Here is a 12,969-nt window from a genome sequence, read left to right on the forward strand (position 1 = left end):
TCGTTATAATCGCTCCCCATTGCCAAGCACAAAGAATACATAACATGATACTAGCCAAGCGCGTTCTCAATACGCTGATAGAGCTATGGCCGGTGCTGGAAACTCTGATTAAACGCTACAAGATGGGCGATTTCAGTATTAAAGAAGTGCAGAGTATAGTGAAGCAGCACTTTCCCCATTATTCCGGCGCGCAAATATACAAAGAAACCAACCGCCTACTCAATCAAGATATCTTGGTGCCCTTGGCCAAGTCTTCGCAGTTGGAGATTAACCGCGCCATTAGTGATTTTGCCGCTTACTTGCTGCAAGATGAAAGTCTTGGTGTGGCCGCAGAGATTCACGTTTTGGTGGAAGACCTGCAACGCTTAAGCACTAAATTGGCACAAGCGGTAGATGATGCTGATTACATGGATATTAGTCGTTACAGCCGGATTATGGATGAACGGGTTCGCAAAATCGTTAAGCTCTATCGACATAACGAAAATGCCATTTACAACTTGGTTGAGCAAGCCAAGTCTGACGCCTCGCACTTGTCGCTGGCAAAACGCTACAAAGCCGTTATTGAAGCGTTCGATGAGTACATCGAGCCGATGTTAGCCATGCTCGATATCAACGGCCCATTTCAGCTGTGCTTTGATGCCATTGAGCAAGGCCTCAGCGCGCACTTGTATACACTCAAGCAAAGTGGTCGTGACAGCGCCAGTATTCGCATGCTTGAGCAGCTGCGCACCCGCATCCTCGATATGCATCAAGTGGGTCAGCAAAGCTTGCGTCACAGCGCCGATATTCTTATGCCACTGCGTGAGGAATTACGACAAAACACATTGATCACCCGTCAGGCAGCAAAAGTGCTGGCACACATAAGAAAGCGCGGGTTAGACACGGTTATGAGTGCCCATCAGCCATTTTTCGCCTCCGATCCGATGCGCCACCAGCTCGGCAGCAATGCTCAGCTAACAGCCTATATGGCAGGGCTGGCTGAATTTGAAGAGCACGACTTTGAGCTGCCCGATGGCGACCAAGCTGCGCCCTATACACCGCCAGCGATCCCCGCTTATGGCGATGTACGCGCACTGTTTAAAGGCAACAATAAAAAGCGCGCAGGCAAACAACAGGTTATCGATGTACTCAGTGGCTCCTACCCAGAACTAGAAGCCGATGAGCTACTTTATCTGTATCAAAAGCTTATTAACGACGCGAGCTTAGCACTCGAGCAAGATACCCACCCCGAACAAAAGACCTTCGCTGGCAAGCGCTTTACCTTGTATCCCTTCGTTGCCGCCAGCGAGCCCACTAATGAGAGTAATGACCCGGTATGAGTCAGATTGATTTATCGCAGCTAACGCAACTGCATTACATTAACAAAAAACTAGTCAGTGGCTACCACATCAGCGAGCAAGACAACTTGGCCTGGCAAGAGCTAGACCAACAGCGAGACCAATACGAGCTGTTATTTACGGCCTTAGGCCACACCCTTGTGCATGATGCGCGAGGCTTTTATTACTTCGCTATGGATGAAGGCACCGCCAATATGGGCAAAATATCGCGGGCCATCGCGCTTTTTATCTACACCTTAATCGAACACTACGCCAATGCCGGTAAAGATCCAATGCGTGCGCTATTCGACAGTGAGGTGGATTTAGAGCTATGCCAAGAGTTGGTATTGCACAACAAGGTGCTGTTTGACCAACTGGAGATTTTCTCCGGCACCGACCTGCGCAAAGACGTGTTAATGCGCATGGTGCGCTTGGGGCTATGCAAAGAAAAAGACCATGCCTTTCGCCTGCTCGCGCCCATCCATCGCTATTTAGATGCCCTATTAGAAGTAAACAGTGATGCGCTAGAAAGCGCCGAGGAGCTATAAATGCAGCAGTTACATGGATTAAGCAAACTCGCGTTGTTAAATACTGCCGGCTATGCCAAGTGCGTTATCCCCTTGCATAAAAGTAGCTCTATATGTGCTCCTAACAACACCGGAAAAAGCTCGGTCATTAATGCCTTACAGTTTCCTTTGATTAACGATTTGCGGCTCACCGAGTGGGATGGCCATGACTTAGAGGAAACTCGTAAGTTTTATTTTGCCTCCGACCAATCTTACATTTTATTGGAGGCCGATCTTCCCCATGGCAAAGTGGTCATCGGCGTCGCTGGGTTGGGTAAAATAGCGGGCTTCGCTCATCAGTATTTTTGCTATAACGGCGCTTTAAATTTAGAGGATTTTACCGACAATAAACGCATCGTTAAGTACACCCGGTTATTTAAGCATTTACAAGACAAAGGCTACCAGCCGCTCGAGCTTAAGGCGCAAGAGCTCAATGCCTTGCTGATTGGCGGTGCTACACCCTTTGACGGCGATATCAACTTACGCATGATCCCGCTTAATAATGTCAGCGACGCACCTACTTACAAAGAAATTTTTCGCCGTATGCTTAACCTTCATAAGCTCGGGGCCGGCGATGTTAAACGCTTTATGCTGCGTGTGTTTGAACGCCATATGTCCAACGCCCATGTAGACTTCTACGAAGTGTGGCAACGCGCCTTTGATAAGGTTAACCGAGCCCGCCGCGAGCTCAATGCCTTAGAGACCATGCAAGAGCCCATTGCCGCCTTGGAAAATATGCTGGAACATCAAAGCGCACTCAAGGGGAAGCTGGGTGCCTATGGGCCGAAAATAGATGTTGCCTTGGGCGAGTATGCTGAGTACTTCGAGGCGCAAAATGACGAGCTCAATGAGCAACTCTCGGCCATTGAATCGCAAAAGCACGAGTTTGAGCAAAAACAGCGTTTATATGTGCAACAATCTCGGGATATTGAGCGCAAAATGACCGAACTCAACGCCTGGTTTAGTGATTTTGATGCTCTGCATCATGAGTTTGAACTCGCTAATAGTGATACCTTACACAGCGAGCTCAAAGCACTGAAAGGTGAATATGAAACCCTTAGTCACTCGCTGAAAAGCGCCGAAGGACAAAGCTTACACACCTTAGATTTCCGTATTAAGGAAACGCAAAAGCAAATTAAAAGCCTGAAATTGCAACTCAAAAACCTTGAGTACAACCTGTTTACTCGCATGCGCGAAGATTTATCGCTTAAAGAGGTTGAAGAAATTTCGCGCATTTTAAACCCAGACCTGCTCTCTTTTGCCACCACCAGCGGCGGCGAAATTAGCATTGACGATGAGCACGCCTTTGGCGACTTCTTAAGCCTGTTGAGCGAGGCGATACGCGGCGGCGAATTAGTGCTGCCCGGTGCCACCATCAAGCTTAAAAAGCTGCCTGTGGTGCAAATGCAAAGTGGCGCCGATAAAGCACAGCTCACCGAGCAATTGCAGTCATTGGAGCATTCATTAACCGATTTAAAAGCGCAGCGTGACGTAGCCGCCGATGTCGCCGGCAAACAAGCTGAGCGTGACGCCCTTTATGAACAGTTGATGGCCCAAGAGGCGGCATTAAAGCGCTATGAGCAATACCAGGTGATGCAGCGCTCGCAGCAAGCGCAGCAGGCACTGATGGAGACCCTGAACGCCGAGCAGGAAGAGGTGGATGGTTATCTCAGCGAGGTACAGCAAAGTGCAGCGGGGATTGCCGATAGCCGCGCAATAGTGAACTCCAAGATTGAAGCCCTGGCACGACAAAAGGCACGCTTAGAGCAGGTTAAAAGCGAGCGTATCGACCACATGCTAGATGTTGTAGGCGGTAAGGTGACGCCGTACTTAATCGACATTAACTTTGATTTTGATTCACTGGCTGACACCATTCATACCTTTAACAAAGATTGTCAGGAGCTGCGCAACTTCGATATTAATATTCGCAACACCTACTTACACATCTACAATGCCGGGATTACCAAGTTCGACAACGAAAGCGATGAGCTGAGTAAATACCAAAAGCTCATCAGTGCCTATCACAACATTGATAACGAACGCGAAGCCGTCAACCGCCAAGCCCGTGTGGCCCTCACCGAGGTAGCGGCAACGATCAAAGGGTTACGCCAAGACCTGGATAGGTTAACGGCAGAGATGCGGTTGTTTAACGATGGCATCAGTGAGCAGCAAATCTCTAACCTGCAAGGCTTTAAAATTGATGTACTGCCTAGGCAGATGCTAGTGCAAAGCATTGATACCATTTTGGCGACCTCTGATCTGTATGAACAAGGTGACAGCCTTGATTTGCTCTCAGAGCAGCATATCAACGAGTCGCAGGTGAATGAGGCGAAAGATCAGTTAATTAAGCTCGCCTCGGAAAAGGCTGGGCTAACATTGAGCGATTTATTCGATATTCGCTTTCAGGTGATTAATCGCGCTGGCGAAACCGAGTACTTCGATAAAATAGATTCCGCTGGCTCCAATGGCACCCGTATCACCATTAAACTGCTGTGTGGCATGCTATTTATACGCCATTTGCTATCCGACAAAGAAAAAAGCCTGTATCGCGTGCCTTTATATATTGATGAAGCGGCCGATATTGACCCACAAAATCAACAGGCGATCATTGAAACCGCACTGAGCTTTGGCTTTGTACCTATTTTTGCTTCGGTGAAGCCGCAAATAAGCTGCGACTATATCGTCCCGATTCGCACCCTGGGTGATGGTAAACAGAACTGGGTTGACGAGCGTGACTGGATTAAAGTAGAGCAAGGCCAAGCTAGCTAAAAAATGACTGCGATGGAAGGTACTTATTTCTGTCGCCTTTAAATTAGCTACCACGCTGGGAGCATAGAATGAGAAAAGGATTTTTGTGTTTGTTAGTCGCGGCGTTTTTGCCGCTTAATTGCAGTTATGCTGGGCAAGCCCCAAGCCCGAGTATGCTTGATGCCCAGCAAGATTTTTTGCAAAGAAGTATACAACAAACCCCCTTTAGCGCAGTGGTGCGCGTGCACAGCGTCAGCAGTATTACCGATGATAAGGCTTTAGTGTGGCATATCTACCGTGGCGAGATTATCACCCCAATACGAGGACAGCAAAGTGGTGATATTAGCTACGCGATGTTGGTGGAAAAAGGCGAAGAAGCGTTACTCCCCGCAGCGCCGGTGTTACTGACACTGTGCTTAAATGAGAACGCTGCCATCCCGAGTGACTTCTATTGGCCAGGCACGGGGGCCGAATTTGCAATAACCCCTGAGCTACTCCAAGTTGCTCAACTAGCTGGTGCTCGCAGTGACCAGACTCAAAAAGCGTTTATCATGTGTGATTAAGTAAAAAGTGGTACTTTGATAGCTACACGTTAATAGCAATAAATCAGGGAAGAAAACGATGCAAAGCATGTTGCAATATTCGGGGATCGCTGCCTCTATCTGGCTCATCACTGGGGTCTATGTTGCGTCACTGTTCTATCCTCAATACAGCCATACTCGCCAGTTTTGTAGTGAGCTTGGCGCCACTGGCAGCCCGACATATACCCTCTCACCGCTGATAAATAATTATCCATTAGGGCTGCTCTTTACTCTGTTTGGCGCTTATGTCATCAGCGTCAGCGACGGTTCACTGGCCTATCTGAGTATCGGCATCTTAGTCATTGTGCATGGGGTATCAACCTGGGGGTGCGGGCTGTTTGCGATGGATAGCGACCCCTATACTGAGCACCCCACCCTGAGCTGCACCATTCACTCCTATTGTGGGGCGCTGATGTTGCTTTCCTTGCTCATTGCCCCGAGCATAGTCGCGTTATCATCGAAGTTCACATCGCTTATGCGGGGATTCTCGCTACTGTGTGTCTGCGCCTGCTTATATTTTTGCTATCGGCTTCATCTAGCTTTTAAAGCACGCACTTACCCAGGCCTATATCAACGTTTGAGTTACGGCTGGCAAATCTTATGGTTGGTGGTGTTCTCATTTTATATAATTGACTAGACACACTGCTGTGTCATTTAGCGCAAGGCAAAATTGACCGCCGCTTGCGCATGCAGTGCCGTGGTGTCAAATAATGCCATGGCAGTGTCGTGTTGCTTTAGCAACAGCCCGATTTCTGTACACCCTAAGATGACGCCTTGGGCTCCTTGGTGGCCGAGCTCAGTGACAATGTTTAGGTAATCAGACTTAGCCTGCTGACATATATGCCCTTTACACAATTGCTGGTAAATCACCTCGTGAACGCGCTGGCGCTGCTGAGCATTCGGCACTAGGACACTGATATTAAACTGCTCATACAAGCGCTGGCGGTAAAAAGGCTGCTCCATGGTAAACGCCGTGCCCAACAGACCTACGGTGGTAATTCCCTGTTGTTGCAGCGCTTCACCGACCGCATCAACGATATGCAAAAGTGGTATATCAATATGGGCGCTTACCTCATCGGCGACTTTATGCATGGTGTTGGTGGCGATAAGCACACAGTCAGCACCTGCACGCTGTAACTGTGTTGCAGCATAGCCGAGGCGATCTGCCAGTTGCGGCCACTGATTGTCGTGCTGTAGCTGCGCAATAGTGGCAAAGTCGACACTATTGAGAATTAATTGAGCACTGTGCAGCCCCCCTAATCGCTGCGCCACGCCTTGATTTATAAGTTGATAGTAGCTTTGTGTACTTTGCCAGCTCATGCCGCCAATAATGCCTAGGGTGTTCATCGCTTACTCACTATAGCTGTATAAGGATTCACCAAAGCGCTCTCGCTTAGGCAGGTAATAATGGTCATAGTCCAAAGAAAAGGCCACGTGATGAGCTTTCCCTTTTAACTCCCCCCGTGGCACTAAGCCATAGTAGCGAGAGTCGGCACTGTTACGGCGGTTATCGCCCATCATTAAATAGTGATCGTTAGGGATGAGTATCGGCGCAAAGTTACCTGCATGCATGGCACGGGTTTTATCTATACGAATGGCATGGGCGAGTTCACCGAGCAACTCGGTGGCAAATAACGCCTTAGCGTTCTCCTTTGTCACCTTATAACGCTGCGCCTGGCCATTGATAATTAACACCTCATCGCGCATGGCGATGGTATCGCCTGGCACTCCCACAACACGCTTAATGAGTCGGTTATCAGCTGCCTTGGAATCAAACACCACAATATCGCCACGCTCTGGCTCGCCCATTCGTAACAGCGAAACATCACTAAAAGGGACGCGCAAATCATAGGCCATCTTATTTACGGTAATACGGTCACCCACTTCTATTGTTGGCAGCATAGAGCCCGTCGGCACGGTATACCAATCAGCAAAAGCGCTGCGAAATACCGACATGCCGATAATAAAACAGATAAATCCACGGTTGTTTCTAATTAATTGCGCAGCCCAATGGCGGCGTTTAGCTGGTTGAGACATTGTTCACTCCTTTTTGCCTTAGGTGGGCGCGAGCACAAAAAGTTCGGCGAAAAATGTAAAAGAGTGTATGCGGTTGCCCTTGATGGAAAAACAAAACGGCCGTACTGACAGCAAAAAAAAGAATATCAAAGCGGCCACAAGCGTTTGCTTGGCCGCGTATTTAAGCTATTTTTCGGGTCACCCACCAGGTGGCTATTTGCATCAATAACGCGCTGACTAAACACGCCAGTAGGCCGCTTTGTTGGTATAACCAACCCGATAACACGGTGCCAATAAGCCTTCCCATGGCGTTGGCCATGTAATAAAAGCCCACATCCAAAGATACTGCATCTCTGTCTGCGAGTTTGACGACCAGGTAACTATGCAGCGATGAGTTAACCGCAAACACCGCACCAAAACACAATAACCCGACCACCAAGACAATATTTTGCACACTCTGGGTGGTGGCAAACAGCAACCACACCGCTATTAACAGCGCCGTTGTTAGCGTCAACAATGCACTAAATGCGGTTGCTTGGTGAAATACCGACACACGGGCATAACGGCTAAAGCGCGGCGCGATACTTTGCACTACGCCATAGCCAATAATCCACAGCGCCATAAAACTGCCAACCTCGGTGTGTTGCCAACCTAGCTCGCTAATAAAAAACACCGGTAAGGCCACCACAAACCAGACATCGCGAGAAGCAAAAAGCAACATACGCGCAGCTGCCAGGCGATTCAGTGCCGCGTTTTTAGAAAACAATTGCCGAAATTTAGGTTTAAACTTACTACGACCTAAATCCTCGCCGAGCAACAGGGCACTGAGGATAAAGCCGGCACCCACCACCGCCATTAACGCAATCACCGCACCGCTAAAACCGAGTAACGACAGCAGCGCACCACCGGCAAAGTAGCCCGCCCCTTTTAAGGCATTTTTAGACCCTGTAAGTAGCGCTATCCAACGGTATAAACGCCCTTGTTGTGCGTCACTGACCACGGTTTTAATGGCACTTTTCGCGCTCATTTTATTGAGATCTTTGGCTATGCCACTGAGTGCCTGCGCTGCCATTACCCAAGGAACACTGAGCCAGCTTTTATCCACTAACAACATGGCCAGAGCAATCAGTTGCAATGCCATGCCTATTTGCATGGTGCGATTAAGACCGATACGGGCCCCAAGCCAACCTCCCACAAGGTTGGTTACCACGCCAAAAAACTCGTAAAACAAAAACAGCATGGCAATGGCCAAGGGCGCATAGCCGAGCTGGTAGAAGTACAGAACCACCAGCATGCGCAGGGCGCCATCACTGAGCGTAAAGGCCCAATAATTTGCGGTGATCACGCCATACTGCTGAATTGGCGATGTATTCATAGCAGGTCCCTACAGGCTATTGGCGACTTTGCGCATCAGCTCGGCGGTACGATTGGCATAACCCCACTCGTTGTCATACCACAGGTACAGCTTCGCCTGGGTGCCATTGACCACCATGGTCGACAGGGCATCAACGATGCTTGAACGCGGATCGGTGCGGTAGTCTATTGATACCAGAGGCTTTTCTTCATAACCTAGGATGCCCTTGAGCTCGCCCTGAGCTGCCTCTTTAAACCAGGCATTTAACTCTTGTTCTGTGGTTTCACGGTTAAGCTCAAACACACAGTCGGTGATCGATGCATTCGCTAGGGGCACTCGCACTGCGTGACCGTTGAGCTTGCCTTTAAGTTCAGGAAATATATGGGTGATAGCCGTGGCCGAGCCGGTGGTGGTGGGGATCAGGCTCATACCGCAGGCACGCGCTCGGCGTAAGTCCTTATGAGGGGCATCCAAAATCGTTTGCGTATTGGTGATATCGTGGATGGTTGTCATGGAGCCATGCTTAATACCAATTTTATCTTGCAACACTTTAACCACCGGCGCGAGACAGTTAGTGGTGCATGAAGCCGCAGTGACAATATCATGGCTATCTGGGCAATAAAGCGCATCATTCACGCCCATCACCACATTAAGGGCGCCTTGCTCTTTAACCGGAGCGGTGACCACCACTTTACGCACCCCTTGGGCGAGATACTCGCGCAGCAGCTCGGTACTTTTCATCTTTCCGGATGCTTCTATAACAATATCGCACTGCGACCAGTCGGTATCAGCAATCGCCTTATTAGCGCTGCATTGGATTCGCTGCTCATTGATGCACAGAGCCTCATCATCAGCGCTAACTGGGTATTGCCAACGTCCGTGCACCGAATCAAATTCCAATAAGTGCGCGAGCGTAGCAGCATCACCTGCGGGGTCGTTGATATGAACAAACTCTATTTCCGGCCAGTCATAGGCCGCGCGCAACACCAACCGGCCCATGCGGCCAAAGCCATTAATGCCTACTTTCAATGTCATGGTTTTCTCCATCAATCGCAGCACGAAGGGCGATTATCCATTGCCTGTAATCGCGCCAGTGCATCTTCTATTAATTCTGCTTGGTTATTTAGCGTGGTGGCTATAATCTGCTGCCGCCACTGGGGTTGGGTGTCGTCGATACGATAATACACCCATTGGCGGTCTCGGCGTGTCGCCAACACCCCCGCCTCTTTTAGCAGCGCCAAATGGCGAGATATCTTCGGCTGGCTCAGTGCCAAGGCGCAAACCAACTCACACACACACAGCTCTTTTTGCTCGGCAATAAGTAAACACGTCTGTAGACGGGTATCATCACTGAGCGCTTTAAAAAAATGTACAGCCATAAACCACATATACGAAATATCGAATATACCTAGCTTACCCTTAAGGTTGTATATATGCAATAACGTATATATGGAAAGTTACATATAAGCTATCCGCGCTGGATAGACTTAGGCGTGAAGGTCACATGCACGCTTAAACCTCGTTGCGGTAGGTTGTGCAAGGTGATTTGGCCATCTAAATTACTACGGACTAGGTTGTAGACAATCGCCAAACCCAACCCTGTGCCACCTTCATGACGCTTGGTGGTAATGAAAGGCTCAAATGCTTTGCTCAATAACGACTCCTCAATGCCGGGCCCATTGTCTTCTATAAACAAGTGCAACGCGCTATTTTGCTCTTTCACTCTGATACCGACTTCCAGCGTGCGACCGCTTGTCTTGCCATGCATCAAGCAATTGCGCACACAGCAGGTTATAATATGGGTCAGCGCTGCGGGTGAAGAAATTATCTCAAGCTGCTCATCAATATCAATGTGGTAGATAGCCACAGCCGAATCAAACTCAGACTGCAAACTAGTCATGATATGACTCACAGTTGTGCGCACATTAAATAGGCCTTCTTTGTCATACTGGTTTTGTGCCGCCATCATTTTAAATGTATCAATCAAACTGGCGCTGCGATTGAGGTTATTTTCCAACAGCGCTAACGATTGCTCGGCGTTATCAATAAGTGCGCTGAGAGTATGTTTTTTCAACTTTCCGGTGGAAAAATCTGTTTTCAGTAAGGAAAATTGGTCTTTCAACAATGACTGGCTAGTAATGGCAACGCCAATTGGCGTATTAAGTTCATGGGCAAAGCCACTGACCATACTGCCTAAACTGGCGAGCTTAGCCTCCTCTACCAGCTTATTTTGTGCATTCGCTAAGCGTTCAAGAAGTTCTTCAATAAAGGCAAAGAGTTGATCGATATCCTGGCCCAACCGTCCTATTTCATCGCGCCCATCTAGGCCTGTGCGTGAGGAGAAGTCCTCTTCATCCATGACTTGCCTGATTTGCCGGTGTAAGCGCGTGAGTGAATCATTGACGCGCATACTCAGAAGCTGCAAGAACGCTAACAGCACCACGGCAACAAGAACTACAACCACCAAGGTGGCAGTGATCGCAAGTAACGCATCATCGATTTGCGTTTGCGTATATTGAATATCGAGTCGCTGCAATAAGTCCTCGATGCGGCTTTCCTGCTGCCTCAACGTCTGCCTTACCCCCTCATCACCATGCACACCAATGCGGTTAAACAGCGCCACCACTTCTGCAAAGTTTTGCCCATAACTTTTAAGTATACGAGACGCACTATTGCCTAGTTGCTGGCGCTCTATGAGGGTGAGGATAGCGTCATAATGCTGGCGATGCTGCGCCAGGTACTGGTCATCAAAGCGCATTAAGTAATCCTTTTCACGCCTTCTTAGCTCTAATACTTCGTTGTTTAGAGTGAGGCTGTTTTGCTCTTCGGCTAACTCTTGCAGTTTATGTGCTTGGGCACGAAAGTGCTGGCGTAGACCTTTATCCTCATTGAGTCCCATACGCGTTAACAAACTCACCAAGGTATTGAGGTGTGTTATGTATTCCTCTAGGGCTTGCTGAGTTTCAGTGATAAGTGCAGATTGGGCATGCGTTTGGGCATTAAAAGGATTACTTAATTGCGCGGCAATATGACTGTCTATTTGCCGATGTAGTGCCTGCACGCTGGCTTCGTCGCGATTCAGTAGCAGCTCGTTTTTTAATATCACTAATCGGTCTACAGAATACTGATATTGCTGCACCTGACGCTGCACGTCAGTTAAGGTGTGCAAACTAAAGTAGACATAAGTTGTGGCGGCAATTAAGGAGCCAATAATGAGGACAGCTGAGCCCAAAAGCCAGGTTGCAAAACGTTGTAATTTCAATGTATTGATTTATAGATTTGGCGTAGTTAAGAGCATAGTTGGCTTCAACTACAAGTCAAAATGCCAAGCATAAAAAAAGCCGCTCTAGGCGGCTTCACTTAACAACAATGGAACTATAAAAACTGTGCTAAGTTTTTCACTTGATCTAACATCCGATTTGAGAAACCCCATTCGTTGTCGTACCAAGCCATTACTTTAACCAATTTACCATCGACCTTGGTTTGCGTTGAATCAAACACTGATGATGCAGGGTTATGATTAAAATCGATAGAAACCAGCGGTAGCTCGTTATAATCAAGCACTTGGCTCATCGCACCTTCGGCTGCGGCTTTGACGATTTCATTGACTTCGCTTGCACTCGTGTCGCGTTTGGCAACAAAGGTCAAATCGACCAAAGACACGTTGATGGTCGGTACTCGTACCGCCATGCCATCAAGTTTGCCTGCCAGCTCTGGAAGTACCAAACCAACGGCCTTAGCAGCGCCAGTTTTGGTAGGGATCATCGACTGCGTGGCGCTACGGGCACGGTAAAGGTCGGGGTGATATACATCAGATAAATTTTGGTCATTGGTGTAAGCATGAATCGTCGTCATGCTGCCTTGCTCTATACCGATGCTGTCATTGAGTGCTTTGGCCACGGGTGCTAAACAGTTGGTGGTGCAAGAGGCATTAGAAATAATCGTGCTGCTGGCATCGAGAACATCATCGTTAACACCATGAACGACGGTGGCGTCCATATCAGTACCTGGTGCTGAGACAATCACCTTCTTGGCACCCGCCTCAATGTGCTTAGCGGCGCCTTCACGTTTGGTAAATAAGCCTGTGCATTCGAGGACAATATCGACGCCCAGCTCTGCCCACGGCAAGTTCGCTGGGTCACGCTCTTGTACCAGCTTAATTTCATCACTGCCAATCACCATCACATCATCTTGCAAGGTTACTTTTTGCGAAAACTGGCCGTGCACGGAATCGAACTGTGTTAGGTGTGCATTGACGTTCGCCGGCGCCAAGTCATTAATGGCAACAATTTGAATATCAGTATTTAAACCAGACTCGTACAGTGCACGCAAAGTGTTGCGACCAATACGGCCATATCCGTTAATAGCAACTTTAATCATCTTACTCT

At 48.5% G+C, this 12,969-nt stretch carries 12 protein-coding genes; 5 read left to right on the forward strand and 7 right to left on the reverse strand.

Going from position 1 to position 12,969, the window contains the following annotated elements; all coding sequences use genetic code 11:
* Positions 1-44: 44 nt before the first annotated feature.
* From MHM95_RS02130 to MHM95_RS02150, 5 genes are all read left to right on the forward strand, one after another.
* Positions 45-1,319 carry a hypothetical protein gene (locus tag MHM95_RS02130; protein ID WP_239384079.1) on the forward strand — a complete coding sequence of 425 codons (1,275 nt, stop codon included), beginning with the start codon at positions 45-47 and terminating at the stop codon, positions 1,317-1,319.
* On the forward strand, positions 1,316-1,864 hold the full coding sequence (locus MHM95_RS02135; protein ID WP_022945119.1) for a hypothetical protein: 549 nt from the start codon (positions 1,316-1,318) through the stop codon (positions 1,862-1,864). The genes MHM95_RS02130 and MHM95_RS02135 overlap by 4 nt, the downstream gene beginning before the upstream one ends.
* A complete protein-coding gene (locus MHM95_RS02140) occupies positions 1,865-4,651 on the forward strand; it encodes an ATPase (RefSeq protein ID WP_239384080.1) in 2,787 nt (928 codons plus the stop codon).
* Between the two features lie 68 nt (positions 4,652-4,719).
* Positions 4,720-5,193 carry a hypothetical protein gene (locus MHM95_RS02145; protein WP_239384081.1) on the forward strand — a complete coding sequence of 158 codons (474 nt, stop codon included), beginning with the start codon at positions 4,720-4,722 and terminating at the stop codon, positions 5,191-5,193.
* A 58-nt stretch (positions 5,194-5,251) separates the two neighbouring features.
* Positions 5,252-5,848, forward strand: coding sequence for a DUF998 domain-containing protein (locus MHM95_RS02150; RefSeq protein WP_239384082.1), 597 nt, complete (start codon positions 5,252-5,254; stop codon positions 5,846-5,848).
* Positions 5,849-5,865: 17 nt separating this feature from the next.
* On the opposite strand, the gene MHM95_RS02155 is transcribed toward MHM95_RS02150, so the two are convergent.
* The 7 genes from MHM95_RS02155 to gap all read right to left on the reverse strand — a co-directional run bounded on the left by MHM95_RS02155 (position 5,866) and on the right by gap (position 12,961).
* On the reverse strand, positions 5,866-6,558 hold the full coding sequence (locus MHM95_RS02155; RefSeq protein ID WP_239384083.1) for an aspartate/glutamate racemase family protein: 693 nt from the start codon (positions 6,556-6,558) through the stop codon (positions 5,866-5,868).
* A gap of 3 nt (positions 6,559-6,561) precedes the next feature.
* On the reverse strand, positions 6,562-7,248 hold the full coding sequence (lepB, locus tag MHM95_RS02160) for a signal peptidase I (RefSeq protein WP_239384084.1): 687 nt from the start codon (positions 7,246-7,248) through the stop codon (positions 6,562-6,564).
* Between the two features lie 160 nt (positions 7,249-7,408).
* Positions 7,409-8,602 carry an organoarsenical effux MFS transporter ArsJ gene (arsJ, locus tag MHM95_RS02165; protein WP_239384085.1) on the reverse strand — a complete coding sequence of 398 codons (1,194 nt, stop codon included), beginning with the start codon at positions 8,600-8,602 and terminating at the stop codon, positions 7,409-7,411.
* A gap of 9 nt (positions 8,603-8,611) precedes the next feature.
* The gene (locus MHM95_RS02170; RefSeq protein ID WP_239384086.1) at positions 8,612-9,616 is read right to left on the reverse strand and encodes an ArsJ-associated glyceraldehyde-3-phosphate dehydrogenase; all 1,005 of its coding nucleotides are present in this window, start codon (positions 9,614-9,616) and stop codon (positions 8,612-8,614) included.
* Positions 9,617-9,627: 11 nt separating this feature from the next.
* Positions 9,628-9,960 (reverse strand): metalloregulator ArsR/SmtB family transcription factor, encoded by a 333-nt coding sequence (locus tag MHM95_RS02175; protein ID WP_045978378.1) that lies wholly within the window; start codon positions 9,958-9,960, stop codon positions 9,628-9,630.
* Positions 9,961-10,049: 89 nt separating this feature from the next.
* Positions 10,050-11,843 (reverse strand): HAMP domain-containing sensor histidine kinase, encoded by a 1,794-nt coding sequence (locus MHM95_RS02180; protein WP_239384087.1) that lies wholly within the window; start codon positions 11,841-11,843, stop codon positions 10,050-10,052.
* 113 nt (positions 11,844-11,956) lie between these two features.
* Positions 11,957-12,961, reverse strand: coding sequence for a type I glyceraldehyde-3-phosphate dehydrogenase (gene gap, locus MHM95_RS02185; protein ID WP_239384088.1), 1,005 nt, complete (start codon positions 12,959-12,961; stop codon positions 11,957-11,959).
* Positions 12,962-12,969 lie beyond the last annotated feature (8 nt).

Source organism: Pseudoalteromonas sp. CnMc7-15 (genome assembly GCF_022347925.1).
GTDB lineage: Bacteria > Pseudomonadota > Gammaproteobacteria > Enterobacterales > Alteromonadaceae > Pseudoalteromonas > Pseudoalteromonas ruthenica.